Origin of the sequence: Aeromonas sp. FDAARGOS 1404, from assembly GCF_019047085.1 — a bacterium.
Lineage (GTDB): Bacteria > Pseudomonadota > Gammaproteobacteria > Enterobacterales > Aeromonadaceae > Aeromonas > Aeromonas veronii.
Genome location: NZ_CP077237.1, coordinates 2,210,001 through 2,235,626, shown reverse-complemented (window position 1 = coordinate 2,235,626; position 25,626 = coordinate 2,210,001). Strand labels below are relative to the sequence as shown.

The 25,626-nt window shown below is 60.6% G+C and carries 26 protein-coding genes and 1 riboswitch (1 of these 27 cut by a window edge); of the genes, 13 read left to right on the top strand and 13 right to left on the bottom strand.

Annotated features, from left to right (window positions below):
* Positions 1-41: 41 nt before the first annotated feature.
* From spoT to I6L34_RS10415, 4 genes are all read right to left on the bottom strand, one after another.
* Entirely contained in the window at positions 42-2,159 is a 2,118-nt protein-coding gene (gene spoT / locus I6L34_RS10430) for a bifunctional GTP diphosphokinase/guanosine-3',5'-bis pyrophosphate 3'-pyrophosphohydrolase (RefSeq protein ID WP_019446267.1), read from the bottom strand.
* 131 nt (positions 2,160-2,290) lie between these two features.
* Positions 2,291-2,566: a DNA-directed RNA polymerase subunit omega gene (rpoZ, locus tag I6L34_RS10425; protein WP_005307060.1), complete on the bottom strand. Its 276-nt coding sequence runs from the start codon at positions 2,564-2,566 to the stop codon at positions 2,291-2,293.
* Positions 2,567-2,645: 79 nt separating this feature from the next.
* A complete protein-coding gene (gene gmk, locus I6L34_RS10420) occupies positions 2,646-3,272 on the bottom strand; it encodes a guanylate kinase (RefSeq protein ID WP_005339253.1) in 627 nt (208 codons plus the stop codon).
* A 303-nt stretch (positions 3,273-3,575) separates the two neighbouring features.
* On the bottom strand, positions 3,576-4,628 hold the full coding sequence (locus I6L34_RS10415) for a glycosyltransferase family 9 protein (protein WP_216956766.1): 1,053 nt from the start codon (positions 4,626-4,628) through the stop codon (positions 3,576-3,578).
* 222 nt (positions 4,629-4,850) lie between these two features.
* On the opposite strand from I6L34_RS10415, the gene I6L34_RS10410 reads away from it, so the two are divergent.
* Positions 4,851-5,564 carry a 3-deoxy-D-manno-octulosonic acid kinase gene (locus I6L34_RS10410; RefSeq protein WP_005339249.1) on the top strand — a complete coding sequence of 238 codons (714 nt, stop codon included), beginning with the start codon at positions 4,851-4,853 and terminating at the stop codon, positions 5,562-5,564.
* 70 nt (positions 5,565-5,634) lie between these two features.
* Complete coding sequence (locus tag I6L34_RS10405; protein WP_216956763.1) at positions 5,635-6,498, top strand: sensor domain-containing diguanylate cyclase; 864 nt, start codon at positions 5,635-5,637, stop codon at positions 6,496-6,498.
* A 6-nt stretch (positions 6,499-6,504) separates the two neighbouring features.
* On the opposite strand, the gene I6L34_RS10400 is transcribed toward I6L34_RS10405, so the two are convergent.
* On the bottom strand, positions 6,505-7,359 hold the full coding sequence (locus tag I6L34_RS10400; RefSeq protein WP_021230468.1) for a carboxylate/amino acid/amine transporter: 855 nt from the start codon (positions 7,357-7,359) through the stop codon (positions 6,505-6,507).
* A gap of 39 nt (positions 7,360-7,398) precedes the next feature.
* Between I6L34_RS10400 and I6L34_RS10395 the strand changes: the two genes are divergently transcribed.
* Positions 7,399-7,860, top strand: a complete 462-nt coding sequence (locus tag I6L34_RS10395; RefSeq protein WP_216956761.1) for a DUF6314 family protein — start codon at positions 7,399-7,401, stop codon at positions 7,858-7,860.
* 124 nt (positions 7,861-7,984) lie between these two features.
* On the opposite strand, the gene I6L34_RS10390 is transcribed toward I6L34_RS10395, so the two are convergent.
* Both I6L34_RS10390 and I6L34_RS10385 read right to left on the bottom strand, forming a co-directional pair.
* On the bottom strand, positions 7,985-8,146 hold the full coding sequence (locus I6L34_RS10390) for a hypothetical protein (RefSeq protein WP_005339236.1): 162 nt from the start codon (positions 8,144-8,146) through the stop codon (positions 7,985-7,987).
* Positions 8,131-9,030 carry a DMT family transporter gene (locus tag I6L34_RS10385; protein WP_005357113.1) on the bottom strand — a complete coding sequence of 300 codons (900 nt, stop codon included), beginning with the start codon at positions 9,028-9,030 and terminating at the stop codon, positions 8,131-8,133. The genes I6L34_RS10390 and I6L34_RS10385 overlap by 16 nt, the downstream gene beginning before the upstream one ends.
* 91 nt (positions 9,031-9,121) lie before the next feature.
* Here I6L34_RS10385 and I6L34_RS10380 point away from each other — a divergent pair, with 91 nt between their 5' ends.
* Positions 9,122-10,081, top strand: coding sequence for a LysR family transcriptional regulator (locus I6L34_RS10380; RefSeq protein ID WP_058056572.1), 960 nt, complete (start codon positions 9,122-9,124; stop codon positions 10,079-10,081).
* Here the strand turns inward: I6L34_RS10380 and trpS are convergent.
* Together trpS and I6L34_RS10370 are read right to left on the bottom strand one after the other, a co-directional pair.
* Positions 10,060-11,073, bottom strand: coding sequence for a tryptophan--tRNA ligase (gene trpS, locus I6L34_RS10375; RefSeq protein ID WP_058059774.1), 1,014 nt, complete (start codon positions 11,071-11,073; stop codon positions 10,060-10,062). The two genes, I6L34_RS10380 and trpS, sit on opposite strands and share 22 nt — an antisense overlap.
* A 192-nt stretch (positions 11,074-11,265) precedes the next feature.
* Positions 11,266-11,703 carry a universal stress protein gene (locus tag I6L34_RS10370; RefSeq protein ID WP_005339229.1) on the bottom strand — a complete coding sequence of 146 codons (438 nt, stop codon included), beginning with the start codon at positions 11,701-11,703 and terminating at the stop codon, positions 11,266-11,268.
* Positions 11,704-12,104: 401 nt separating this feature from the next.
* Between I6L34_RS10370 and fabV the strand changes: the two genes are divergently transcribed.
* From fabV to I6L34_RS10340, 6 genes are all read left to right on the top strand, one after another.
* A complete protein-coding gene (gene fabV, locus I6L34_RS10365; protein ID WP_216956759.1) occupies positions 12,105-13,292 on the top strand; it encodes an enoyl-ACP reductase FabV in 1,188 nt (395 codons plus the stop codon).
* A 92-nt stretch (positions 13,293-13,384) separates the two neighbouring features.
* Complete coding sequence (gene ftnA / locus I6L34_RS10360) at positions 13,385-13,909, top strand: non-heme ferritin (protein ID WP_005339225.1); 525 nt, start codon at positions 13,385-13,387, stop codon at positions 13,907-13,909.
* Between the two features lie 149 nt (positions 13,910-14,058).
* Positions 14,059-15,243, top strand: coding sequence for an NAD(P)/FAD-dependent oxidoreductase (locus tag I6L34_RS10355; RefSeq protein ID WP_216956911.1), 1,185 nt, complete (start codon positions 14,059-14,061; stop codon positions 15,241-15,243).
* Between the two features lie 81 nt (positions 15,244-15,324).
* A complete protein-coding gene (locus I6L34_RS10350) occupies positions 15,325-16,998 on the top strand; it encodes a sensor histidine kinase (protein ID WP_005339222.1) in 1,674 nt (557 codons plus the stop codon).
* Between the two features lie 46 nt (positions 16,999-17,044).
* Positions 17,045-17,788, top strand: a complete 744-nt coding sequence (locus I6L34_RS10345) for a LytTR family DNA-binding domain-containing protein (protein WP_005355708.1) — start codon at positions 17,045-17,047, stop codon at positions 17,786-17,788.
* Positions 17,789-17,897: 109 nt separating this feature from the next.
* On the top strand, positions 17,898-19,088 hold the full coding sequence (locus I6L34_RS10340; protein WP_040069602.1) for an MFS transporter: 1,191 nt from the start codon (positions 17,898-17,900) through the stop codon (positions 19,086-19,088).
* Positions 19,089-19,161: 73 nt separating this feature from the next.
* On the opposite strand, the gene I6L34_RS10335 is transcribed toward I6L34_RS10340, so the two are convergent.
* The 4 genes from I6L34_RS10335 to I6L34_RS10320 all read right to left on the bottom strand — a co-directional run bounded on the left by I6L34_RS10335 (position 19,162) and on the right by I6L34_RS10320 (position 22,089).
* Positions 19,162-20,286, bottom strand: coding sequence for a 5-(carboxyamino)imidazole ribonucleotide synthase (locus I6L34_RS10335; protein WP_216956757.1), 1,125 nt, complete (start codon positions 20,284-20,286; stop codon positions 19,162-19,164).
* A complete protein-coding gene (gene purE, locus I6L34_RS10330; protein ID WP_157161712.1) occupies positions 20,283-20,792 on the bottom strand; it encodes a 5-(carboxyamino)imidazole ribonucleotide mutase in 510 nt (169 codons plus the stop codon). Before purE ends, I6L34_RS10335 begins: the two co-directional genes overlap by 4 nt.
* A 63-nt stretch (positions 20,793-20,855) precedes the next feature.
* Positions 20,856-21,158, bottom strand: coding sequence for a hypothetical protein (locus I6L34_RS10325; protein WP_005321666.1), 303 nt, complete (start codon positions 21,156-21,158; stop codon positions 20,856-20,858).
* A 4-nt stretch (positions 21,159-21,162) separates the two neighbouring features.
* A complete protein-coding gene (locus I6L34_RS10320; protein ID WP_216956755.1) occupies positions 21,163-22,089 on the bottom strand; it encodes a sodium-dependent bicarbonate transport family permease in 927 nt (308 codons plus the stop codon).
* A 109-nt stretch (positions 22,090-22,198) separates the two neighbouring features.
* Here I6L34_RS10320 and I6L34_RS10315 point away from each other — a divergent pair, with 109 nt between their 5' ends.
* The 3 genes from I6L34_RS10315 to murI form a co-directional block, all read left to right on the top strand.
* Positions 22,199-23,101 (top strand): LysR family transcriptional regulator, encoded by a 903-nt coding sequence (locus tag I6L34_RS10315; protein WP_216956753.1) that lies wholly within the window; start codon positions 22,199-22,201, stop codon positions 23,099-23,101.
* Between the two features lie 35 nt (positions 23,102-23,136).
* Positions 23,137-23,315, top strand: a riboswitch (cobalamin riboswitch).
* Between the two features lie 51 nt (positions 23,316-23,366).
* On the top strand, positions 23,367-25,217 hold the full coding sequence (locus tag I6L34_RS10310) for a TonB-dependent receptor (protein ID WP_058056582.1): 1,851 nt from the start codon (positions 23,367-23,369) through the stop codon (positions 25,215-25,217).
* 110 nt (positions 25,218-25,327) lie between these two features.
* On the top strand, positions 25,328-25,626 hold the 5' portion of the coding sequence (gene murI, locus I6L34_RS10305; RefSeq protein ID WP_058059942.1) for a glutamate racemase. It continues 505 nt past the right edge of the window; 299 of the gene's 804 nt are visible here — the first part of the coding sequence; it begins with the start codon at positions 25,328-25,330; its stop codon lies beyond the right edge, outside the window.

Genomic DNA, 25,626 nt, shown 5'->3' with positions numbered 1-25,626 from the left:
TTGTCTCTATAAAAGCAGCAGGCGGCTTGCGCCGCCTGTGTTCAGTTCTTCTGTCGGCTCACCTTGAGCACGTTGGGCATCACGCGGATCTTGCGCATGATGTTGGCCAGGTGGATGCGGCTCTTGGTGGTGATGAGCAGGCTGACCTGATAGACCCGGCCATCCTTCTCTTCGGTGCTGATGGCGTGAATATTGGCGCCGGTGGCGGCAATCACGTTGGCCAGCTCGGCCAGCGCACCCTGATGGTTGACGATCTCGATGCTGATGCCGGTGCGGAACTCCTGTTCCTGCTCCTTATCCACTTCCCACTGCACCGGCAGGTACTTGTCCGGCTCCTTGCTGTAGCCCTTGATGTTGCGACAGGCTTCCTGATGGATCACCAGACCCTTGCCCGGGCTGATGTGGGCGATGATGGCATCCCCCGGGATGGGGCGGCAGCAGTTGGCGAAGGTGACCAGCATGCCGTCGGCACCCTTGATTGGCATCTTTTTGCTGCTGGATTTGGGTTGCTCCTCCGGCGGCAGTTCATCCCCCAGCATGCGGCGCGCCACCATGACGCTCATGGCGTTGCCAAGGCCTACATCGGCCAGCAGCCCCTGCAGGTTCTCGTGCTTGGTATCAGCCAGTACCTGCTTTATGCGTGGCTCGGGGATGTCTTCGATGTTCTTGGCGCCCAGCGCGTGGTTGAGCAGGCGGCGACCCAGCACTACCGACTCTTCGGTGCGCAGGTTCTTGAGGAACTGGCGGATCTTGGAGCGTGCCTTGGTGGTCACCACGAAGTTGAGCCAGGCTGCGTTGGGGCGGGCGCCCGGCGCCGTGATGATCTCCACCGTCTGGCCCGAGTGCAGCGGACTGCTGAGCGGGTAGGGGTGGCGGTCGACCCGCGAACCGACACAGGCGTGGCCGATATCGGTGTGCACCGTGTAGGCGAAGTCCACCGGCGTGGCGCCAGCGGGCAGTTCCATGATGCGCCCTTCCGGGGTAAAGACATAAATCTCATCGGGGAACAGGTCTGTCTTGACCCCTTCGATAAATTCAAAGGAGCTGCCAGCGCTCTGCTGCAATTCCAGCAGGCTCTGCATCCAGCGCTGGGCGCGGATCTGGGCGGTGGTGCCCGAGCTGTCGCCATCCTGCTTGTAGGCCCAATGGGCGGCAACCCCCTTATCGGCCATCTGATCCATGAATTCGGTGCGGATCTGCACCTCCACCGGCACCCCGTGCGGCCCCACCAGCGAGGTGTGCAGCGACTGGTAGCCGTTTGTCTTTGGGATGGCGATGTAATCCTTGAAACGGCCGGGGCGCGGTTTGTAGAGGCTGTGCATCTGCCCCAGCACCCGGTAACAGGTATCTATGTCCTTCACCTTGACCCGAAAGGCGTAGATATCCATTACCTCATGAAATTGCAGCTCTTTTTTCTCCATCTTGTTGTAGATGGAGAACAGATTCTTCTCGCGGCCACTGACCTGATGTTCGATCCCCGCCTCTTTCAGGCGACCGCTGATTTCGCTCTGGATGGAGTCGATGATCTCGCGGCGATTGCCACGGGCGCGGCGCACCGATTCGCGCAATACCCGCGATCGCATCGGATAGAGCGCCTCGAAGCCCAGCTCTTCCAGCTCGTTCTTCATGGTGTGAATACCGAGGCGGTTGGCTATTGGGGCGAAGATTTCGAGGGTTTCCCGGGCAATGCGGCGGCGCTTGTCCGGTCGCAGCGAGCCCAGGGTGCGCATATTGTGGGTGCGGTCAGCAAGCTTGATCAGGATGACCCGGATATCCTGGGTCATTGCCATCACCATCTTGCGGAAGTTCTCGGCCTGCGCCTCTTTGCGATCGCGAAATTTCAGCTTGTCGAGCTTGGAGACCCCGGCCACCAGTTCTGCAACCGCATTGCCAAACTGTTCGGCTAGATCGGCCTTGGTGACAGAGGTGTCTTCGATGACGTCGTGCAGCACGGCGGCCATCAGGGTTTCATGATCGAGGCGCATGTCACCCAGGATTCGGGCAACGGCAACGGGGTGGGTGATATAGGGTTCGCCACTGGAACGCATCTGACCCTGGTGGGCATCACGGGCCACCACATAGGCTTGCTTGAGCTTCTCAACCTGCTCTGGCGGCAGGTAGGAACTGGCTATTTCTTTAAGGTTTTCAAATAAATACAAGACAGTCCCCGCAGCGGTGAAACGGCAATTCGTGGAATTGAGGGTATAGCCCTGAGTTTGCGAGGTTTTCGAGCGGTTGTAAATGGGGATGAACAGTCGGCACCCGGGCGGGTGCCAACCAGAGGAATAACTTAACCGCGACCTTCGGCGATGGCAGCAACTGCAGCCAGCTCGGCGGCTTCCTGCTCTTGCTGTTCGTAGCGGTCCTGAGTGTCCATCACTTGATTGTTCACCAGACCCAGCTCGATCTCACGCAGGGCGATCACAGTCGGCTTGTCGTTCTCTTCGTCGACCAGGGGATCTTTGCCTTGTACCGCGATTTGACGAGCGCGGCGCGCGGCGACCAGCACCAGGTCAAAACGGTTACCTACCTGTTTTACAGCATCTTCTACAGTAACGCGTGCCATGCAGGACTCCAGTGTTTGGGCTTTCTGTATTTAGAAAAGCAGTGTTTAAAAATGACGCAAAAGTTTACTTGTTTTTGGCTTACTCTGCCAGTAGCTGTTGCAGCAAGTTTTTTTGAGCCTGTTGCTGGTGACGCATCTCCAGCCGTTGGCACTCAATAATGGACCTGAGCTGGAACAGCGCCTGCTCGAAGTCTTCATTGATAATGACATAGTCATACTCGTCGTAGTGCACCATTTCGGCAATGGCTTTCGCCATCCGGCCGGCAATCACTTCGGCGCTGTCCTGACCGCGCCCAATCAGGCGGCGTTCCAGCTCTTCGCGGCTGGGGGGCAGGATGAAAATGGATTTGGTCGGCATCTGCTCGCGGATCTGGCGGGCACCTTGCCAGTCGATGTCGAGGAATACGTCGATCCCCTTGGCCAGGCAGGCTTCGATGGCGGCGCGGGAGGTGCCGTAGTAGTTGCCGAATACTTCGGCCCACTCCAGAAAATCACCACGCTCGATCAGCGCCTTGAACTCTTCCACCTGAACGAAGTGGTAGTGGACGCCGTGCTCTTCGCCAGGACGGGTGGCGCGAGTGGTGTGGGAAACCGACAGCTGCATCTTGCCAGCTTGATTGTGGTTGGTCAGCAAGGCATTGAGCAGACTGGATTTACCCGCGCCGCTCGGAGAAGAGATGATATAGAGAGTGCCTTGTTGCGCCATATTATTACCTTTAATCGAAACCGCTGTTTTGGTTGTAGCAGAGACCGCCGTCTTGTGCCCGAAAGGGAGACAGCCAAACGCAAAACGCGGAAAATTCTTGAGTCAGGAGTATGTAAAGGCGGCGAATTTTACCAGAATGCGGCGAATAAAAAAACGGCCGGAATCATATTCCAGCCGATCAAAGTATTCGTAGCTTGCTGCGGGAGCGTAACCCACATCAGCCTGCATTGTGCCTTTGGCTGAGGGCAGAGGCTATCAGGTTATCCCTGCCTGATGGCTCGGAATTCCCGAGGTGCCCTGTCACTACGGCAGCTGACGATCTGCACAGAGGCGGTCGAAGGCGGCGATCACCTGCTCGCTGGTGATTTTTCGCATGGCCTCCGGATCCTTGAGGCGGGTGCGCCAGCTCAATTCGGCCAGCGGTTTGCCGGTCTCCTGCTCGACCAGCCCCTGATAGATGCTGACCACGTAGTCGCGGCAGAGATATGGGCCGGTGCGGGCCGGATTGTGGTGGGCATAGAGGCCGATCACTGGTGTGCCCACTATGGTGGCCATATGGGTGGGGCCGGTATCGGGGGCCAGTACCAGACTCGCCTCGCCAATCAGTGCCAATAACTGCTTGAGGTTGGTCTGCCCCACCAGATCGACCGGCTTGCTCTGGCTGAGTTGCCGGATCTCGGCGGCCAGATCTCGCTCCAGTTTGGCCGGCCCGCCACAGAGATAGACTTGAAATCCCTTGCTGGCGGCGTGATCCGCCAGCGCGGCATAGCCTGCGGCCGTCCAGTTCTTGAACGCCTTGCTGGCGGCGGCGCAGATCAGTAGGGTCGGTTTGCCGCCAATCTTCTCCCTTGCCCACGCCTGATGTTCGGCGCTGATGGGCAGTTGCCAATCCGGGGTCAGATCCTTGATGCCGAGCTCTTTGGCAAAGGCGAGGAAACCGTCCAGCACATGGGGGGAGGCAGGCGAAGGCACCTTGTGGTTGGTGAACAGCCACTGGCCGTCGTTGGCCCGCTCCCGATCAAACCCGAGTTTGACCTTGGCCTTGATGCCGAGGGTCGCGATGCTGGCGCGCATGGCCGCCTGCAGATGGAGCAGGGCATCGAATTTGCGTCCCTTGAGGGTCTGCCAGAGATCGCGATAGCCGCGCCACCCCTTGCTCTTGTCGAAGGGGATCACCTCGACCCCGGGCAGATCGGCAAACAGGGTTGCCTCGATTTTGCCGGTGATCCAGGTGATGCGGGTCTGTGGCCACTCCCGTTGGATGACGCGCACCAGCGCCAGTGCGTGGCAGCAATCCCCGATGGCGGAGAGCCGCAGGATGCAGATGGAGGAAGGGGGCGTTTGAAATAGCGGCATGTTGTGGCGCACGGCTGGCAAAAAGGGTGGATGGCATTATGCAAACTCCCCTCTGGATTGTAAAATTGCGCACAATCGTCAGCCGGGATAGGCCGGGCCCTGCGCCATGACCTGTTTCTGCACGTCGTTGATTAAAGGCCACTATTGCGGGCATGCCAGAGCGGCAGCCTCATCGCCAATTGAAAAATTGCGATCCATGACCCACCGAGCGGGATCTCCACGATGCGAGTACAGACCGAACACAACCAGATCTGCTGGTATGCCGAAGGGGCCTTTCGCGACCCCTCTCCCCAGTTATTCGATCCTGCCTGGTGGCAGAACAACCGTCAGGTGGTGGGGACCTCCATCGGGCGGGGGGTGACCTGGTTCGTCAAGGATGAGTCCCGCCATCTGGTGCTGCGCCACTACTATCGCGGTGGCATGGTGGGCAAGGTGGTGCGGGATCGCTTCTGGTTCGAAGGGGTCGAGTCGAGCCGTGCCATGGCCGAATACACCCTGTTGGCCAAGCTGTGCGAGCTGGGGCTGCCGGTGCCGCGTCCGTTTGGTGCCCGTATGGTCAAACAGGGCCCATTCTATCGTGCCGATATCCTGATCGAGCGAATTCGCGGTGCCAAGGATATGGTGGCGTTGCTCAAGCAGGGGCCGGTGGCGACCGAGGTATGGCACAAGATAGGCCAGACGGTGCGCCAGCTGCACGATGCCGGGGTCTATCACGCCGATCTCAATAGCCACAACCTGCTGCTCGATAAAGAGGGCAAGGTGTGGGTGATCGATTTTGACAAGGGTGCGATCCGCTCCCCCGGCGAATGGCAGAAGGCCAATCTGGAACGCTTGCTCCGTTCATTCAATAAAGAGTCTCAACTGCATACCAGTTTCCATTTCGTACCGGAGAACTGGCAGACCTTGATGAACGGGTATCAGGGAAAAGCGCTCTGACCCTGTTGCTCGGCGTGAACGCCAATGTTACTTATTGAGCAGGTATTCAGATCCTGTTTCGAGGCGCCCCATGGAAATGCTCAAGACACCTTTGGTCGATGTGACTGCCCGGCTTGATCCGGGTCTGCTGTCTGATGCCATGGCGCTGCTGGAGGCGGGGATCTGGAGCTGGTCAGCCCAACATGGACTGCAGCGTGATCCCTCCTGCCTGCGCCTGTTGGGATTGGGAGAGTGCTGGCCGGATGATCTCGGCTGGCTGGATCGGGTGCATCCCGACGATGTTGCCCGGCTGGAAGATGCCCTGCTCGCCTGCCAGAGCGGCCGCAGCAGCGGTCTGCGCCTCGAATACCGCATTCTGCATCATCACGGTCACTACATCCGGCTGGAAGAGCGGATGCGTCGCGATGAGCGGGGGTATCTGCTGGGGGTTGTCCGTTACCTCGATCCAGCTGCCGTGCTGGTGGAGGAGCGACATGGCACCGATCCGTTGACCGGACTGGAGAGCCGTGGCCGTTTCGAGCAACTGCTTGAAGAGCGGCTGGCGACCGAGAGCGGCACTTTCAGTCTGCTGCAGTTTTCGGTCGATCACATGGCCAAAATCCAGCAATTGTTTGGCGAAGCGGCTTGCGACGCCATGCTGGCCAAGCTGGCGCGTATCGTGCGCCACGAGCTGCGGCGGGAAGATCCCTTCGCCCGCTGGGATGAGGACGGTTTTATCCTGATGCTCTCCCAGACCGAGCGGATGAGTGCGCTGGAGATCGCCGAGCGGCTGCGCCTCGAGATTGCCGATGCCAGCCTGCTGTCACAGCGGCCGGTCACCGTCAGTATCGGACTGGTACAGAGTCAGGCTGGCGAGCAGCTCGATCATCTGTTGGCCCGGCTGGCCAGCTGTCACAGTCAGGCCAGACGGGAGCACAACACCGTCGTCGGCTGAGTGTGGTCAGGGTTGGCCGCGCTTGTCACGCTGGCAGATCCAGAGTGAGGCCAGCATCAGCAGGCCGCCGATGGTCAGTCGGGTCAGGTCGGTATCCTTGCCCCAGAGCAGCAGATTGACCAGCAAGCCGGCCGGAATGAGCGCATTGTTCATGATGGCCAGCACCCCGCTGGTGACCAGCGTCGCCCCCTTGTTCCAGAGGAAGTAGCCGAGGCCGGAGGCACCCACCCCCAGCCAGAGCAGAATGCCCCACTGCAACCCTGACGTTGGGTATTGCGGCTTGCCCAGTAGCCACCAGGCGGGCAGTGCGATCACCAGCGCTCCCAGATAGAAGCAGCCGAACACCGCCAGTTGCGGCGGTTGCTCCGCCTCCCTTGCCAGCAGTACCTTGTAGCCCACCTGACCCAGGGCGAAACAGAGGTTGGCCCCCTGCACCACCAGAAATCCCAGCACATAACTTTCGGTCAGGCCGTCGAAGCGGATGACGGCAGCCCCGAGCACCGCCAGCAGGGCGCCCCACAGATAGGTGGGCTTGAAGCGCCCTTCCAGCAGGTCGTGGAGCAGGGTGACGTAGATGGGGGTGAAGATGGTAAAGACCAGCACTTCCGGCACCGTCAGCAGCAGGAAGGAGTGGTAGTAGAAGAGATACATGATGCCGAGCTGGATGGCGCCCAGCGCCATCAGCTTGGCCGCCAGATCGGGGCGCAGCCAGCGGCGGCGCAGGAAGGGGAGAAACACCAGACTGGCGAGGGCGATGCGGGTCAGCACCGAGAAGTAGGCATCGACCTGACCAGCGAGGTAGACCCCGATCAGGCTGAAGGAGAATGACCAGAGCAGGGTGACCCCTATCAAGTAGTTCATGTGTTTGATTTATCGTCAGTTGTCAATTTTAAGGGGGCTATGATGGCCGAGATGGAAGCGGCAATCCAGCGTTTATGGGCGCGATTGCCACAGGTCGGAGCATTTTCCTTTACCGCCAGCAATAGCGAGGGGTCGGCGACCGACTGGAATGGTCGGGGCGAGGGGCGTGTGCAGGTGACCGATCATCAGGGGGGCTGGCTGTTTAACGAGCAGGGCCGTTACATCACGCCTCATGGCAGGGAACTCGCCATGCACAACCGCTTCTGGTGGCAACGCAGCGAGCGGGGGATCCGTCTCTCCCATCTGCGTTATGAAGCGCCGGTCGAACTGTTCGAGTTGCTGCCACAAGGAGATGGCCGCTGGCTGACCGCCGAGCCCCATCTGTGCGGGGCGGATCACTACAGTGCCGGGTTGACCGAGATAGACGGCGGTTTCTTGCTGAGCTGGCAGATCACCGGGCCGCGCAAGAACGAGCGACTCAGCTATCGCTATCTGATCTGACGCCGGCTGGCAGGCATAAAAAAACCGGCGCAGAGCGCCGGTAGCGGGGGACAAATCGGAGGTTTTTTAAAACAGTCCCAAAAACAGGAGAGATAGACTCTCGTCACACATTCAGAGATGGACTTCAGGCATTCAGGGCATAGCTCAGCATGGCTTGCAGCTTGCTATCGAAGAACCAGGGCAGCAGTACCATCAGCAAGCCCAGGATCCCGGCCAGCCGCTGGCGATACTGCCAGCCGGCAATCAGAACCAGACCACCGCACAGTGTGGTCAGGATGCCTGACATAGGGAGACCTCGCGCTGCATGCGACGCTGTTGCGCCCACTGGTTCATGGCGACCGAGCCGAGGATCAGGGCCAGAGCAACACCTGTGGTGGGATGGATCTGCTCGCCGAGGAACAGGGCACCCAGCATCACGCCAAACAGCGGCACCAGATAGTTGCTGAAGGAGGCGAACGTCGGACCGGCCTTCTGGATCAGTGCCATGTAGAGGAAGTAGACCAGACCGGTACAGAGGGTACCCAGCACTGTGATCGCGCTCAGGGCCTGGGTGCTCGGCAGGGTCAGGCTGCCGAGATCAACCATGAAGGGGGCGACCAGCAGCAACTGGATTGCCGAGGAGATCAGGATATTGCGGGCGACCACGACCGGATGGTCCTTGGCGAAGCGCTTGATCATCAGCAGGCCGATGGCGAAGCAGCTGGCACCCAGCAGGATGGCCATGGCACCGAGCAGACCGGCGTTCATGCCCTGGGAGAGTTTCGGCCAGAACAGGGTGAGTACACCGGCAAAGCCGATGATCACGGAAAGCAGACCGGTTTTGGTGATTCTTTCACCAGAAATAAACAGCGGTGCAGCCAGAATGGTCACAAACGGGATACAACCCATGACTACGGCGGCGATGGCGCTATCCACATACTGTTGGCCCCAGGCGACCATGATGAAGGGGATGGTGGCATCCAGCAGGGCGATTAGCATATAGGTGCGCCACGGGGTGTGCTCACTCTTGAGCCGCATGAACAGGCAGAGCAGACCCAGGGTCAGGCTGCCGCACAGGGCACGACCGGCAGCCACCAGAATGGGTGGCAACTCGGCAACGGCCTGGTGCATGAAAATGAACTGGGAACCCCACAGCAGGCCAATGGCCAGCAATAACAGATAGCTACGCATTTGAATCTCCGATGTATTAAGCCAGCGCATTCTAGGCAATCTGTTACTATGGTAAAAATGAATTGTTGGCATTTAACTATGGCTAATATCGATGGATAGCTCGCTCGCCCGTCTCGACCTCAACCTGCTCGCCGTATTCGACATGCTGATGCAGGAGCGCAACGTCACCCGTGCCGCCGAACGGCTGCATCTCTCCCAATCCACTGTCAGTCACGCCTTGGGGCGGCTGCGGGTGGCGCTGGATGACCCGCTGTTCGTGATGAGTCGGCGCGAGATGATGCCGACCGAGCGGGCCAAGGCGCTGGCCGGGCCGGTTCGGCAGGCGCTGGCGATGCTGGAGCAGGGATTGCGGCAGGCCAAGGGGTTTGATCCCGCTACCGCACGGCGGATTTTCCGTATCGCCACCCCGGGCTCGGTGGAGCACGGGCTGGTGCCGGTGCTGGTGGACAGGCTCCATCGGCAGGCTCCTCACTGTCGGCTTGAGGTGTGCGAGCTGGCGGACAGCGACTACGAGCGGGAGCTGGAGAAGGGGGAGCTGGATCTGGTGATCGGTTTCGCCGGGGCGAATCATCTCTCACCCCGCTTATGGCGGGAGGAGTGGTTCAACAACCCGCTGGTCTGCCTGTCGCCGCTTGGCAGTGAATTGCCCGATGTGCTGACTCCGGTCGAGCTGGTGAGCCGTCCCCACATCCACACCTCCAGCTGGGGTCACAGTCAGGCGATGGTGGAGCTCTGGCTGGCCCGCTTCGGGGTGGAGCGGGAGCTGGGCGTGCGGTTGCCGAGCTTTATGGCGGTGCCGCCACTGATGGCGACCGGCCGCTATCTGGTGGTGGTGCCCGAGATGATCGGGCGCCACTTCTGCCGCTACTACCCGCTGCGGATGCATCAACTCGACCCCGCCATCCCGATCGTCTACCTGATGGCGGGGCACCCGCTGACCGCCCATGACGAGGCGATCGGCTGGTTCAAGAGCCTGTTGCACCAGCTGGTGTTCGACCTCTACGGCGACGATGCGCTCGGGACCCCCGCTCAGCGGATGCTGGCGAAGTAGTCGAGCCCCATGGCGCTTTTCACCTCCGCCAATACCTCATCGGTGATGATGCGGGCCTGCTCGGTGCCCTGATAGAGCAGCTCCAGCAGCATATTCTTGTCGGCAATGGCCGCGGCCCGGCGCTCTCGCATCGGGGCGAGCAGGGTTTGCAGGCAGTCATTCAGCACCTGTTTGCAGCGCATGTCCCCCAGTCCGCCTCGTCGGTAGTGGGCCTTCATCTCGGCGACCAGCGCCTTGTCGGGGTGGAAAGCATCGAGATAGGCAAACACCGTATTTCCCTCCACCTGACCCGGATCGCTCACCTTGAGGTGGTTGGGGTCGGTATACATGGCGAACACCGCCTGTTTGACCTCTTCCGCCGACATGCCCAGTTCTATGGTGTTGCCGAGGGATTTGGACATCTTGGCCTTGCCGTCGATGCCGGGCAGGCGGCCGGTGTCACTCAGGATCGGTTGGCACTCGGTCAGCACCTCTTTGCCTACCAGCGAGTTGAAGCGGCGGACGATCTCGTTGGTCTGCTCCAGCATCGGCAGCTGATCTTCCCCGACCGGCACGTGGCTGGCGCGAAAGGCGGTGATGTCGGCGGCCTGACTGACCGGATAAACCAGAAAACCGGCCGGCAGCGTGCGTTCGAACCCTTTCTGCTGGATCTCCGCCTTGACGGTGGGGTTGCGCTCCAGCCGGGCGACGCTGACCAGATTGAGGTAGTAGCAGGTGAGCTCGGCGAGGGCGGGCAGGGCGCTTTGCAGACAGAAGGTGGTCTTGGCCGGGTCGAGGCCGACCGCCAGATAGTCGGCCATTACCTCCAGTACGTTGTCGGTCACCTTGGCCGGGTTGTGGCCGTTGTCGGTCAACGCCTGCAAGTCGGCGATCATCACGAATTGACGGTAGTGGTGCTGGGCTTCGACGCGCTGGCGCAGGGAGCCGACATAGTGGCCGATGTGCAGTTTGCCGGTGGGACGATCGCCAGTCAGGATTACGGGGTTGTGCATGTCACTCTCTCCAGTTGGGTGAGCCGGGAGGCGACAAAGGGATAAAAACAGTTGACCGCCTCTCGGCGGTCACGGTGTTTTCTTTGGGAAATCTTGAATAGAAACGCGGTGCCGCCTGTTTAGGAGCAGCACCACCAGTAGTTGTGATTGAATGCGGTCATATTCATAGCAAATCAAACTACGCCGGTTTCATTACTTCTGCAAGGGGACGACCAGCAGATCGCAGGGCACCGTATTCATCAGCTGACGGGCGCTCGAGGTGAGCAGGCTCCAGAAGCTCTGGCGATGGCCGCACACCAGCAGGTCGATCTCGTACTCCTTGACCGCCTGATTGACCCGCTCGCTCAGATCGCCGCAGATCACCAGCTTCTTCTCGATGGGATAGTCCACCGAGGCCAGAAATGCCTCCAGCTTCTCTTTCGCTTCGGCGATCACCTGATCCTGCACGTTGTCGATGTCGATATCGATCATCTCGGTGTAGAGATCCTTGAGGTCCACATCGACATGGATAACCGACAGCTTGGCGCCGTTGGAGCGGGCTCTGTCCACCGCCTTGTCGATCACCTTGCGGTTGTCTTCAGAGAGGTCGATCGCGGCCAGAATATGCTTGTAATAGGTTGTTCCACTCATGGGGGTTCTCCTTACCGATCCTTCAGCCCACTATACCAATCTCTGCTGAAACTAAAATGGTGCCTCAGGCACAGTTTTGGGATTTAAATGAGTTTAATGACGTGTGACACAGGGTCCGCCACTCAGTTATTAACCACTATTTGCCTATAAATTAAACAAGAGTTTGACACCGGTCACACCCCTCGGCTTGCCGATCTGGGGGGAGAGGCATAGGATGGGCCCGTGCTTCGCAATGAACACAAAACAACAAAAAGCATCTGAATACCGCTTTGGGGAGCCACGTGCTCCCTTTTGTTTTTCTGCCTCATTTCTTGCCGCTTTTCTGACTGATAGCGATCCGGCATCAAGTTAATCTCCTTCGATTTGGTTATGCTGTAGCCAGTTTCTTTGGAGGCCTTCCCATGATCATTCATCCCCAGATTCAAGGTTGTGTTGCCCGCAACTGTCACCCCATCGGCTGTCGCGCCGCCGTGCAGCAGCAGATCGAACGGATCAAGGCCGCTGGTTCGTTCAACGGCCCCAAGCGGGTGCTGGTGCTGGGGGCCTCCTCCGGGTTTGGGCTAGCGTCGCGCATTGCGCTCGCCTTTGGGGCTGGTGCCGACACCATCGGCATCTCCTTCGAGCGTGGCCCTTCCGACAAAGGATTGGGCAGCGCCGGCTGGTACAACAACATCTGGTTTCGCAAGGAGGCGGAGCAGGAGGGGCGTATCGCCATCAACCTGATTGGCGATGCCTTCTCCGATGGCATGCGCCAGCAGGCCATCGACACCATCCGCCAGCAGCTGGGGCAGGTGGATCTGGTGATCTATTCGCTCGCGAGCGGCATCCGGGTGCTGCCCGATGGCACGCAAGTGCGCTCTGTGCTCAAGACCACCGGCCAGCCATTCAGCGGCTGGGGGCTGGATCTGGAGCGCGATACCTTGGTGCAGCAGTCGCTGGCACCAGCCACACCGGAGGAGATCCGCGATACCGTCACCGTGATGGGGGGCGAGGATTGGCAGCTCTGGATGCAGGCGTTGCAGCAGGCTGATTGTCTCGCCCCCGGCGCGCAAACCGTCGCTTACTCCTATATCGGCCCCGAATCCACCTATCCCCTCTATCGCGATGGCACCATCGGTTATGCCAAGGAGCATCTGCACGCCACCGCCGAGACCATCAACCTGCAACTGGCCGAGATTGGCGGCCACGCCTGGGTATCGGTCTGCAAGGCGCTGGTGACCAAGGCGAGCGCCTATATTCCGGTGCTGCCGGTTTATCTCGGCTTGCTGATGGGGGTGATGAAGGAGCGCGGCGTCCATGAGGGCTGCATCGAGCAGATGCAGCGACTGTTTGCCGCCAAGATGTACGGGCCCAATGGGGTGGTGGCCGATGGCAACCGGCTGATCCGGATGGATGACCATGAGCTCGACCCGGCCATTCAGGCTGCCGTTTCGGCGCTCTGGCCCAAGGTGACGCCGGACAATTTCCACGCGCTGGGGGACTTTGCCGGGCTGCGGCAGGATTTCATGCAGCTCAACGGCTTCGAGCTGCCGGGCGTCGATTATGCGGCGCCGGTGGATGTCGCCTCCCTTAGGGAGCTGACCCCCTGAGCTGAAAGAAACGGGATCTCCCTCTCGTTGGCGGGTTGATTCGTGGCGGGAGTGTGGCGACAATCGATACCAAATCACTGAGGAGAAACAAGATGCTGGCCCAAGCCATGATCGAGAAGTTGAACGAGCAGATTAACCTGGAGTTCTACTCCTCCAATCTCTATCTGCAGATGAGCGCCTGGTGCGAAGACAAGGGCTTTGAAGGGGCGGCGACCTTCCTGCGTCAGCACGCGGTCGAGGAGCGCCAGCACATGGAGCGTCTGTTCACCTATGTGAGCGAGACCGGCGCCATGCCCAAGCTGGGTGCCATTGATGCCCCTCCCCACGAGTTCAAGTCGCTGGGCGATGTGTTCCGTACCACTCTGGAGCACGAGTACCACATCACCAAGTGCATCAATGGTCTGGCTCACGTGGCCTTCACTACTCAGGACTACTCCACCTTCAATTTCCTGCAGTGGTATGTGGCCGAGCAGCATGAAGAGGAGAAGCTGTTCAAGAGCATCGTCGACCGTCTGGGTCTGGTGGGTGAAGATGGCAAAGGCCTCTACTTCATCGACAAGGAGCTGGCCGAACTGGCCAAGGGCGCCCCTGCCAGCATCATGGACAGCAACGCCTGATAGTCGTGGACACTTAGTGTTCAGCCAGTACAATAACGGCCCTTTTAAGGGCCGTTGTTTATTCTGGTGGGCTGTCACCGTTGTGATGTCAGCCAGAGGCAATCACGGTTCTGGCCAGGTGCCGTTTCTATTTTGATAAGTGAGTGATGATGAAGCAGGTCGATGTGGTGGTGATCGGGGCCGGTGCGGCCGGATTGATGTGTGCGGCGCAGGCGGGCTACCGTGGCCGCTCCGTGCTGGTGCTCGACAATGCCAAGAAGCCGGGCCGCAAGATCCTCATCAGTGGCGGTGGTCGCTGCAACTTCACCAACCATCAGGCTGGTGCTCACGCCTACCTGTCGGAGAATCCCCACTTCAGCAAGTCGGCGCTGGCCCGCTACACCCAGCAGGACTTCATCGATCTGGTGGATCGCCACGGGGTCAACTATCACGAGCGCACCTTGGGGCAGCTGTTCTGTCTCGATAGCGCCAAGGATATCGTCGATGTGCTGCTCACCGAGTGTGACTGGGCCGGGGTGACCCTGCAGTTCCAGACCGAGATCCTCACCGTCAGCAAGCAGGATGAGGGCTTTGTGTTGACGACCAGCAAGGGTGAGATCGGCTGCCACTCGCTGGTGGTGGCGACCGGCGGTCTCTCCATGCCCAAGCTGGGCGCGACCCCTTACGGCTTCAAACTGGCGGAGCAGTTCGGCCTCAAGGTGCTGCCGACCCGCGCAGGTCTGGTGCCATTCACCCTCCATCAGGCAGAGAAAGAGGCGTTCGCCGATCTGGCGGGCATCAGCCTGCCGGTGGCGGTGACCGCCGAGGATGGCACCCGCTTCAAGGAGGCGATGCTGTTTACCCATCGCGGCCTCTCTGGCCCCGTTATCCTGCAGATCTCCTCCTACTGGCATGCCGGTGAGAAGATCCACATCAACCTGCTGCCAGAGCTGGATATTCCGGCTGCCCTGCGTGAATGGGCGCAGGCACACCCGGCGCAGGAGCTGAAAACCGTGCTGGGGCGCGAGCTGCCCAAGCGCTTCGTCGACAAGCTGGTGGAGCTGGGTCAGCTGGCCAGCAAGCCGATGCGTCAGTACAACGAGCGGGAACTGGAAGCGGTGGCCAACTTGCTTGGTGACTGGCAGATCCTGCCCAACGGCACCGAGGGGTATCGCACCGCCGAAGTGACCCTGGGGGGCGTCGATACCAACGAGCTCTCCTCCAAGACCATGGAGGCGCGCAAGGTTCCCGGCCTCTACTTCATCGGCGAAGTGGTGGACGTGACCGGCTGGCTCGGTGGTTACAACTTCCAGTGGGCCTGGTCCTCCGGCTGGGTGGCCGGTCAGTACTGTTGATGTCACAGGGGCTGGTTTATCCGGCCCCGATTTATTGGTCGGGGTTAGGGTGATCGGTCGGGTTGCCGCAAGGGGGCGCAGATGCTTGAGAATCAGATGATGTTGTTGGCGGTGTTCGAGCGGGCGGCGCTGATGCTGATGACCCTCTTTTTCCTGACCCGCACCCGGCCGTTCCAGCGGCTGTTCCAGAAGCGGGATCACACCCCGGCGGAGCTGGTGCTGGTGGCCTCCATCTTCGGCCTGTTTGCGGTGTTCAGTACCTACACCGGCATTCCGGTAGAGGGGGCGCTGATCAATGTGCGGATCATCGCCATCATCTCCGGCGGCATCCTGTTCGGCCCCTGGGTCGGCATTCCGGCCGGGGTCATCTCCGGTCTGCACCGCTATCTCATCGACATGGATGGTCACACTTCCATCCCTTGCCTCATCGCCAGCATTATTGCCGGCCTGCTCGCCACCTGGCTGCACCTGCGTTGCCGCAAGTCGCGGCTCTGGCTCTACGGCATTCTGGCGGGGATGCTCTGCGAAGGGCTGACCATGCTGCTGATCTGGCTGCTGACCGAGCCCCACGAAGTCGGGGTGGAGATCGTTAACCACATCGCCTATCCGATGATCGCCGGGGCGCTCTGCATCGGCCTTATCATCAAGCTGGTGCAGGATCTGGATGACGAGAAGGAGCTGATTGCCGCCAAGCAGGCCAAGCTGGCGCTCGATATTGCCAACAAGACGCTACCCTTCTTCCAGAACATCGATCGCCACTCCCTCAGTCAGGTGTGCGATGTGATCCGGCGCGACATCAGCGCCGATGCGGTGGCCATCACAGATACCCATGACGTGCTGGCCTATGTCGGGGTGGGCAAGGATTACTACGAGCTGGATGAGCACCACGCCATCAGCGGCATGACCCAGCAGGCGGTGCTGCTCGACCAGATCATCATCAACAACGATCTGCGCCAGTATCACCTCTCCGATTTCCACTCGGTCATCATTATTCCGCTGCGGGAAAACGGCTCGGTGAGCGGCACCCTCAAGATCTACTATCGCCGCACCCACAGCATTACCAGCTCCCTGCGGGAGATGGCGGTGGGCCTTTCCCAGCTCATCTCCACCCAGATGGAGGTGTCGCGCATCGAGCAGCTCAAGGAGATGACCCGCAAGGCGGAGTTCACCGCGCTGCAGAGCAAGATCAACCCGCACTTCCTGTTCAATGCCCTCAACGCCATCTCATCCTTGATCCGCATTCGGCCCCAGCAGGCACGCCAGCTGATCGCCAATCTGGCGGATTACCTGCGCTACAACCTCAACAAGGGGGATGAACTCATCGACATTCAGGAGGAGCTGCAGCAGGTGCGCGACTACGTGGCCATCGAGCAGGCCCGTTTCGGTGACAAGCTGGAGGTGGTGTTCGAGGTGGACGACGTGCACATTCAGGTGCCGAGCCTGCTGTTGCAGCCGTTGGTGGAAAACGCCATCCTGCATGGCATCCAGCCCCGCAGCGCGCCGGGTCGGGTCACCATCGAGGTGAAACAGCTGGCGGGCGGCATCCGGGTATCGGTGCGGGATACCGGTTACGGCATCAGTCAGGCGGTGATCGACGGGGTGGCTGCCGGGCGGGTGGAGAGCCGCAGCATCGGCCTGATGAACGTGCATCAGCGGGTCAAGCTGCTTTATGGCGACGGCCTGCACCTCAAGCGGCTGGAGCCGGGTACCGAAGTGAGTTTCTATCTGCCGGATCAGGAGTCGATGCCATGCTGAGTGCCATCATGGTTGAGGATAAGTGTGTGCCGCGAGAGGTGTTGTCATGCTGAAAGCCATTATTGTCGAAGACGAGTATCTGGCTCGCGAGGAGTTGATCTATCTGGTGAATCAGCACAGCACCATCGAGATAGTGGCGAGCTTCGAGGATGGGCTGGAGGCGTTCAAATACCTGCAGGATCACGAGGTGGATGTGGTGTTCCTCGATATCCAGATCCCCTCCATCGATGGCCTGCTGCTGGCCAAGAACCTGCACAAGTCGAGCCATCCGCCCCACATTGTCTTCGTTACCGCCTACAAGGAGTTTGCGGTGGAAGCGTTCGAGCTGGAGGCGTTCGACTACATCCTCAAGCCCTACAACGAGCCCCGCATCATCAATCTGCTGCAAAAGCTCGAGCATGCGGGCAAATCGCAGCCAGCCACCACGGGGGAGGCGAGCGGCGAGGGGAGCAGCCCCCACAATCGCACCGTCAATCTGGTGAAGGGGGAGCGCATCATCGTCACCCCCTGCGAGCAGATCTACTACGCGGAAGCCGACGAGAAGCTCACCTATGTCTACACCCGTGATGACCGCTACGTGATGACCATGACCATCAGCGAGTTTGTCAGCCGGCTGCCTGCCGAGGGGTTCTTCCGTTGCCACCGTTCCTACTGCGTCAACATCAACAAGATCCGCGAAATCGTCCCCTGGTTTAACAGCACCTATCTCATCCGGCTCCATGATCTGCCGTTCGAGGTGCCGGTCAGTCGCAGCAACATCAAGGCGTTCCGTCAGCTGATGCGGCTCTGATTGTCATTCATTCCCGCCGATCTGCATTTCATGCCTTAATCGATCGGCGCGAACTGCGTCTTGCCTATAGTGGCCTCAATTTCCTTAAGGCCATCGACCGAGACGCATCATGACCAAAGAGATGAACCGCACCCGGTACCTGACACTGATCGGTACCATCATCACCCAGTTTGCACTGGGTTCTGTCTATACCTGGAGCCTGTTCAACGCCCAGCTCTCCGACAAGCTGGACGAGCCGGTGAGTCAGGTCGCTTTCGCCTTCGGTCTGCTCAGCCTGTCGCTGGCAGTCGCCTCCTCCATGGCGGGCAAACTGCAGGAGCGGTTCGGGGTGCGCAACGTGACCCTGGGCGCTGGTGTGCTGCTCGGCATCGGTTTCTTCCTCACCGCCCATGCCAGCAATCTGGCGATGCTCTACCTCTGCGCGGGCATTCTGGTCGGTTTTGCCGACGGTACCGGCTACCTGATGACCCTCTCCAACTGCGTGAAGTGGTTCCCGGAGCGCAAGGGTCTGATCTCCGCCTGCTCCATCGGTGCCTACGGCCTCGGCAGTCTCGGTTTCAAATACATCAACCTGCTGCTGCTCTCCAGCTCCGGCCTTGAGACCACCTTCCAGCTGTGGGGGCTGATCGCCATGTCCATGGTGCTGGTGGGCGGCATGCTGATGAAGGATGCGCCCAAGCAGGCCGCTTCCGTTCAGCAGAGCGAGAGCCGTGACTTCACCCTGGCCGAGGCGATGCGCAAGCCGCAGTACTGGATGCTGGCGCTGATGTTCCTCACCGCCTGCATGAGCGGCCTCTACGTCATCGGCGTGGCCAAGGATATCGGCGAGAAGATGGTGGGTCTGCCTGCCGTGGTCGCCGCCAACGCCGTCGCCATCATCGCCATGGCCAACCTGGGTGGCCGTCTGGTGCTGGGTATCCTCTCCGACAAGATGTCCCGCATCCGGGTCATCACCATCGCCCAGCTGATTACCCTGGCGGGCATGGCGCTGCTGCTGTTCGTGCCGCTCAATGCCAACCTGTTCTTCGTGGCGGTCGCCTGTGTGGCATTCAGCTTCGGTGGCACCATCACCGTCTACCCCTCGCTGGTGAGCGACTTCTTCGGTCTCAACAACCTGACCAAGAACTACGGCGTCATCTATCTGGGCTTTGGTCTGGGCAGCATCATCGGCTCCATCGTGGCCTCCCTGTTTGGCGGCTTTATGGCGACCTTCCACCTGATCCTGGTGTTGCTGGTGGTGGCGCTGGTGCTCTCCCTCACCATCCGCCTGCCGGCACCGGTAGCGGTCGAGCGGGCCTGATAAGTCTCCCTGCCACAGCAAGCAAAAACAGAGACCCGGGCCCTGCCCGGGTCTTTGCATTTCCGATGCTCGATCAGCGCGGCGCTAGCCCCAGCAGCTGGCGGGCCTGACGGCAGCGCTCCTCCACCGTTGACCACTCATCACCGGTTACCGTGATATGGCCCATCTTGCGGCCGGGGCGGGGTTCGCCCTTGCCGTAGAGGTGCAGATGCAGGCCGGGCAACGCCAGCAGGGCGGCCCAGTCGGGCGTGCCGTTTTGCCAGAGATCCCCCAGCAGGTTGATTAACAGGGCGGGGCGCACGGCGATCTGCTCCGGCAGCGGCAGATCGCACAGGGCCCGTACCTGCAACTCGAACTGGCTGCATGCAGCGTTGTCGAGGCTGGGGTGACCCGAGTTGTGGGGACGGGGCGCCAGCTCGTTGACCAATAGCCTCCCCTCCACCAGGAAGAACTCCACCGTCAGCACCCCGACGTAATCGAGGGTCGCGATCAGCCGCTCGGCTATTGCTTTGGCTTCGCTCTCCAGCGCCGGCACATTGGCCGGGGAGCGGGTCTGATCGAGGATGCCACCGCTGTGCCAGTTCTGCACCAGCGGCAGGGCGCTGATGGTGCCGCTCGGGCTGCGGGCCAGGGTCAGGGCAAACTCCCCCTCCAGCGCCAGCCGTTGTTCCAGCACGCAGGACACGCCACTAGCTGCCAGCGCCGTCGCCAGCTCATCCAGATTACTCACCTGCCACTGTCCCTTGCCGTCGTACCCCTCGCGGGCGGTCTTGAGAATGGCAGGCAAGAGTTCGCTGACCTGTGCGGGGATGGGCTCTTCCGGCAGTAGCGCCAGATAGGGGGCAATCGGGATGTCCGCTCCGCGCAGAAAGGCTTTCTCCTCACGGCGATCCTGACAGACCCGCACCGCGCTGGCGGCTGGGCGCACCGGCTTTTGTATTTCGAGCAGCGCGAGGGTGGCGGCGGGCACGTTCTCGAACTCGCAGCTGATGGCCTCGCAGTGGCTGGCCAGTTTGTGCAGAGCGGTCTGGTCGTCATAGGGGGCGACAATATGGTGATCGGCTGCGGCACCGGCGATGCTGGCGGGATCAGGATCAAGCACCACCACCTTGTAGCCGAGGCGGTGGGCGGCCATCACAAAGTAGCGGCCAAGCTGGCCGCCCCCCAGCATGCCGAGGGTGGCGGGGGGCAGGATCATGTCGGCTCCTCCAGCGTGAGGGCCAGCACCCGGTCGCGCTCGCGGGTGCGGAAGTCGTCGAGCTGCTGCCGGTAGCGGGGGGCGTCGTCGTCTTGTGCAACGGAGAGCAGAGAGACGGCAAACAGGGCGGCGTTGGCTGCCCCCGCCTCGCCGATGGCGAAGGTGGCGACCGGCACTCCTTTGGGCATCTGCACGATGGAGAGTAGCGAGTCCATTCCCTTGAGATGGCGGGAGGGGATGGGCACCCCCAGCACCGGCAATGTGGTCTTGGCGGCGACCATGCCCGGCAGGTGGGCGGCGCCACCGGCTCCGGCGATGATGGCGCGCAGACCGCGCTCGCGGGCAGTGGCGGCATACTCGAACAGCAGATCCGGGGTGCGATGGGCCGAGACCACCTGCGCCTCGTAGGGCACGCAGTGCTCCTTGAGGATGCGGGCGGCAGCCTGCAGCACGGGCCAGTCGGAGTCGGAGCCCATTACCAAGCCGATCAGGGGGGGGGTGTTCATTTTCTCTTAATCCTTGATGTTAAACGTTTGCTTTTGGTGAACAAAAAGAGCCGGCAAGCCGGCTCAGAATTTCTCGGGTCGCACGATTTCGACCGGTTGCAGAAAGGCGATCATGGCGTAATCGGGGTAGTAACGACTCTGCAGGTGGGCCAGCAGCCGCTCCGCCTGCTCCCGGCTGCAGATCGCCTCCAGCCGGATGTTGCCGCTCTCGCTCCAGCTGGCGTTGCGCTCGCCATGATCCCCTCGGCCGCGGGCATCTGTGATGGTGTAGCCGCGCAGCCCCTCGCGGGTGAGGGTGCGCAGCAGGGTCGGCTCCAGATTGGCTTCCGTAATGACGGTCAGCAGGGTGCGGGTCTCGGTCTGCATGTGGCTACTCCGTGAAGTGGCGGGCCCAGCTGTGGTAGAGCGGGATCCCCAGCATGATGTTGAACGGGAAGGTGACCCCCAGCACTGCGCTGAGTGATAGCCCCGGGTTGGCCTGAGGCACGGCGATGCGCATGGTGGCCGGCACGGCAATATAGGAGGCGCTCGCCGCCAGGGTGGCCAGCAGGGTCAGGCCGCCGAGAGAGAGGCCCATCAGCTGGCCAGCTGCCAGCCCCAGTCCCGCTGAAGCGAGCGGCATCAACAGGGCGAAGCCGAGCAGGAACAGGCCGTGGCGGCGCAGATCCTGACACTGACGGGCGACGATGAGGCCCATCTCCAGCAGGAACAGCGCCAGCGCCCCCTTGAACAGGTCGACAAACAGCGGTTTGAGCGGGGCAATCCCGTCCGGCCCGGCCAGATAGCCGATGGCCATGCCGCCCAGCAGCAGGGTTACCCCTTTGCCGAGGAAGGTCTCGTGGGCCAGCATGCGCCAGCGGGTCTCGCGACTGATGCCGCGGGCCAGCACTATGCCCACCAGAATGGCGGGGATCTCCATCACCGCGAGGAAGATGGAGAGCTGGGATTCAAAGCTGATGCCCCGCTCGGTGAGCCAGTTCACCCCGACCGCAAAGGTGGCGACGCTGACCGAGCCATAGTGGGCGGCGGTGGCGGCGGCATCGACCCGGTTCATCTTGAGGCGCAGCACGGCAAAGCCGAGCAGGGTCTGCACCACGCCGAGCAGGATCACCAGCACCAGTTGTGGCAGCAGAGGTTGCAGGGATTGCTGGGCCAGACCGACGCCGCCCTTGAGGCCGATGGCCAGTAGCAGAAAGAGAGAGAGGGTGTCGTAGAGGGCGGGCGGCAGCTTGAGCTCGGAGCGCACCAGACCGGCCAGCAGACCAAACAGAAAGAAGAGTACAACAACGTCCAGCATGATGGTTCGCAGGGCAGTTCAGATAATGGTTGCATGCTAGAGCCCGCAATGTTTCGATAAAATCAGATTCTCGCTGATAGTTGTTCGGTAAAAACTGATAGAGGACGGCATGCTCAACTACAAACAGCTCTACTACTTCTGGCATGTGGCGCGCTGCGGCAGCGTGACGCAGGCCGCCGAACAGCTGCACTTAACGCCGCAGACCATCAGCGGTCAGGTCGCCGAGCTGGAGCAATCACTCGGGGTGGCGCTGTTCAACCGGGTGGGACGGCGTCTGGTGCTGACCGCTGCGGGTCGGCAGGCGCAGGAGCAGGCGGGGGCGATTTTCTCGCTCGGCGCCGAGCTGGAGCACACCCTGCGCCACGCCAGCCAGGAGCTGACTATGCAGGTGGGGATCGCCGATTCGGTACCCCGCACCCTGGCGTTCGAGCTGCTGGCTCCCGCCATGGCGCTGGCGACGCCGCTGCGGCTGGTGTGTCACGAGGAGCGGGCCGAGCAGCTGTTCAGCGAGCTGGCCCGTCACAAGCTGGATATGGTGCTGATCGATCGCCCGCTCCCTCCCGACAGCTGCGTGCGTGGCTATAACCACGAGCTGGGGCGCAGCCCGCTGGCGCTGTTTGCCAGCCCGGAGCTGGCGGCGCGGGCGCGGGAGGGCTTTCCCACCTCGCTGGAGGGGTTGCCGTTGCTGATCCCCGGAGAGAAGTCTGCCACCCACGATCGGCTGCTGGAGTGGTATCGCCAGCAGGGCATTCATCCCCATCTGGTGGGGCAGTTTGATGACTCTACCCTGATGAAGTCGTTCGGCAAGGCGGGGATGGGGATCTTCCCGGCGCCGCTGGCGATGGCTGACGAAATTGGTCGCCTCTACGGGGTGGAGCGGATTGCGACCCTCACCGACGTCACACTCTCTTATTATCTGGTCTCGGCAGGGCGCCATCTCTCCCATCCCGGGGTACAGGCGGTGATGGAGGGGGCCCAACAGCGGCTGGCGGTGCTGGCTGGCAATAAATAGAAATCTGGATGGCTATACATCCAGCTTTGCTCTGCCTATAATCCTCCCGCTTTGGCGCATCATGCTTAATAGGGAATCCGGTGAGAATCCGGAGCTGGCGCGCAGCGGTAAGGGGGAACGAAGCGACATCAGGGCACTGCCGTCAGGCGGGAAGCCGTCGCCGTAGGCCATCAGCCCCCGAGCCCGAAGACCTGCCAGAGTTCGTATTTCGGGCCGAGAGAAACCGGCCACGAAGTAGATACTTACGCGAACTTAAGGATCTCTCATGTCGAAGAAATTTCTGGCGGCTGCCCTGTTGCCGACGGCGGCGTTTGCCCAAACTACCATCCCCATCAATCCAACTCTGGTCATTACGGCCAACCGCGTGGAACAACCGGTCAGCTCGGTGCTGGCGCCCGTTGTGGTGATCGATCGTGCCGAGATCGAATCTCGTCAGGTGCAGAGTTTGCCTGATTTGCTGAAAACCCTGCCCGGCGTGCAGATGGCGACTCTGGGAGGCCGGGGGCACATCAGTAGCCTGTTTGTCCGTGGAACCAACTCCAACCACTCTCTGGTCTTGATGAATGGTCGCCCGATTGCCGCCATGGTGGCGGGCACGCCCGATCTCAGCCAAATCCCGCTCGGCAATATCGAGCGCATCGAATATATCCGTGGCCCACGAGCGGCGGTGTATGGTTCCGATGCCATTGGCGGTGTTATCAACCTCATCACCAAAACATCCGCCAAGAATGGCAGTGAGACACATTTGAAGGGCGGCGCTGGCAGCCATGGCTATGGTCAGGGTGAGCTAAGAACGGTTCAGTCATTGGGCCAAAAAACCGATATGAACATGCTGTTCGGCTACGAGCGTACCGATGGTTTTGATGTTGTAGCCAATACCAAACAGCCGGATCGTGATGGTTTTGCCAGCCGTAATGGCCAAATGGGTTTGAACCACGCGTTTAATGATGCCTGGAGTGCGGACTTCAATGCTCAGGGCTATGACAATCTCACCGACACCGATGGCAGCACGGATCAGAGTCGGGTACAGGCTTTCCAATATGATGGTGGTGTCAAGTTCCAGGGTCAGGATCTGATCAGTCGACTTGAAGCCAGTTACGGTGAGAACAAGCTGAAGACTTGGCAGGAGGCTAAAGGAGAGGCTAGCGGTGAGCCTATTCATACAGGTTTAACCCGCTTCTCCTGGATTAACAGTTGGAGCGGCATCGAAGGGATTAATCTAACTGGTGGCGCAGATTGGCAGCGTGAACAGATGAAATCTGACTCTCGTGGGAGCGATTGGAGTTCGGGCTCTCCGGTAGTTAGCGGATTCCGCGCTCCTGACCGTGACAACACCGGTCTGTTTGCCGTGGGAAGCTACCGTTGGCAGGCGTTGCTGTGGGAGCTGTCCGGTCGGACCGATGACAACCAGCAATATGGTCGTCACAACACCTGGTCTGCCGCCAGCGGGTTGGATATCGATGAGAACCACAATGTGCGGCTGAGTTATGGTACCGCCTTCAAGGCACCTACCTTTATCCAGCTCTATTACCCAGGTTCCGAGAACCCAGCACTCAAGCCGGAAGAGAGCAAGAACTTGGAGTTGGATTTTACCGGCCGTTATATCGGTTGGGATTGGTCGTTGAACTTATATCGCAACAAGATCCAGAACCTGATCGCCTGCCAGAGTGCGTCCTCCACCTGCAGACCGGATAACACGGATGCCGAGATCCACGGTGTAGAAGTGGCGCTGGGTCTGGAAACCGGACCACTGCGCCACGATCTGAGCTTTGATTACACCCGGGCTGAAGACAAAAACGAGGGGGATCAGCAACTGTTGCGTCGGGCCAAGCAGAAAGCCAGCTGGCTGACTCAGGTGCAGTTGGGACCGGTCGCTCTCTCGACCGAGCTGCTCTACGTCGGCAAACGGGATGACAAGAACTTCAACAGCTTCCCCGTCCAGCGAGTGGAGCTTGGCTCCTATACACTGCTCAATCTCGGTGCCAACTATGGCGTCACCCCCCAGTTCACTTTGGGGGGGCGTATAGACAACTTGTTCGATCGTGATTACGCCCCCGCTTATGGTTACGCATCGCCGGGTACCGAGTTCAAAGTGACTGCCGACTACCGCTTCTGATGCTTTATTCGGTTCATCCTTGAAAAACCCGGGCCCTGCCATTGGCAGGGCCTTTTCTATTGGCGGCAGGCGGGAGTATGATCGCCGCCTTGCACCAAAGGGGAGCTCAAGTGGCCAATATTCTCGTGTTTGATTCCGGTATGGGTGGCCTGACCATCTACCGCGAGATCCGCCGCGTTCTGCCGGCACACAACTATTTCTACTGCTTCGACAACGCCAACTTCCCCTATGGTGAATTGAGCGAGCCCGCCCTGATTGCTGCCTGCACCCGCTTGGTGACCACCATGGTGGCCCGTCATCATATCGATCTGGTGGTGATTGCCTGCAACACGGCCAGCACCATAACGCTGCCGGCCTTGCGTGAGGCGCTGGATATTCCCGTAGTGGGGGTGGTGCCAGCCATCAAGCC

Coding starts and splice junctions, on each gene's coding strand:
- rpoZ (WP_005307060.1), bottom strand. CDS start 2,566: ATGGCACGCGTTACTGTAGAAGATGCTGTAAAACAGGTAGGTAACCGT.
- gmk (WP_005339253.1), bottom strand. CDS start 3,272: ATGGCGCAACAAGGCACTCTCTATATCATCTCTTCTCCGAGCGGCGCG.
- I6L34_RS10415 (WP_216956766.1), bottom strand. CDS start 4,628: ATGCCGCTATTTCAAACGCCCCCTTCCTCCATCTGCATCCTGCGGCTC.
- I6L34_RS10410 (WP_005339249.1), top strand. CDS start 4,851: ATGCGAGTACAGACCGAACACAACCAGATCTGCTGGTATGCCGAAGGG.
- I6L34_RS10405 (WP_216956763.1), top strand. CDS start 5,635: ATGGAAATGCTCAAGACACCTTTGGTCGATGTGACTGCCCGGCTTGAT.
- I6L34_RS10400 (WP_021230468.1), bottom strand. CDS start 7,359: ATGAACTACTTGATAGGGGTCACCCTGCTCTGGTCATTCTCCTTCAGC.
- I6L34_RS10395 (WP_216956761.1), top strand. CDS start 7,399: ATGATGGCCGAGATGGAAGCGGCAATCCAGCGTTTATGGGCGCGATTG.
- I6L34_RS10390 (WP_005339236.1), bottom strand. CDS start 8,146: ATGTCAGGCATCCTGACCACACTGTGCGGTGGTCTGGTTCTGATTGCC.
- I6L34_RS10385 (WP_005357113.1), bottom strand. CDS start 9,030: ATGCGTAGCTATCTGTTATTGCTGGCCATTGGCCTGCTGTGGGGTTCC.
- I6L34_RS10380 (WP_058056572.1), top strand. CDS start 9,122: ATGGATAGCTCGCTCGCCCGTCTCGACCTCAACCTGCTCGCCGTATTC.
- trpS (WP_058059774.1), bottom strand. CDS start 11,073: ATGCACAACCCCGTAATCCTGACTGGCGATCGTCCCACCGGCAAACTG.
- I6L34_RS10370 (WP_005339229.1), bottom strand. CDS start 11,703: ATGAGTGGAACAACCTATTACAAGCATATTCTGGCCGCGATCGACCTC.
- fabV (WP_216956759.1), top strand. CDS start 12,105: ATGATCATTCATCCCCAGATTCAAGGTTGTGTTGCCCGCAACTGTCAC.
- ftnA (WP_005339225.1), top strand. CDS start 13,385: ATGCTGGCCCAAGCCATGATCGAGAAGTTGAACGAGCAGATTAACCTG.
- I6L34_RS10355 (WP_216956911.1), top strand. CDS start 14,059: ATGAAGCAGGTCGATGTGGTGGTGATCGGGGCCGGTGCGGCCGGATTG.
- I6L34_RS10350 (WP_005339222.1), top strand. CDS start 15,325: ATGCTTGAGAATCAGATGATGTTGTTGGCGGTGTTCGAGCGGGCGGCG.
- I6L34_RS10345 (WP_005355708.1), top strand. CDS start 17,045: ATGCTGAAAGCCATTATTGTCGAAGACGAGTATCTGGCTCGCGAGGAG.
- I6L34_RS10340 (WP_040069602.1), top strand. CDS start 17,898: ATGACCAAAGAGATGAACCGCACCCGGTACCTGACACTGATCGGTACC.
- I6L34_RS10335 (WP_216956757.1), bottom strand. CDS start 20,286: ATGATCCTGCCCCCCGCCACCCTCGGCATGCTGGGGGGCGGCCAGCTT.
- purE (WP_157161712.1), bottom strand. CDS start 20,792: ATGAACACCCCCCCCCTGATCGGCTTGGTAATGGGCTCCGACTCCGAC.
- I6L34_RS10325 (WP_005321666.1), bottom strand. CDS start 21,158: ATGCAGACCGAGACCCGCACCCTGCTGACCGTCATTACGGAAGCCAAT.
- I6L34_RS10320 (WP_216956755.1), bottom strand. CDS start 22,089: ATGCTGGACGTTGTTGTACTCTTCTTTCTGTTTGGTCTGCTGGCCGGT.
- I6L34_RS10315 (WP_216956753.1), top strand. CDS start 22,199: ATGCTCAACTACAAACAGCTCTACTACTTCTGGCATGTGGCGCGCTGC.
- I6L34_RS10310 (WP_058056582.1), top strand. CDS start 23,367: ATGTCGAAGAAATTTCTGGCGGCTGCCCTGTTGCCGACGGCGGCGTTT.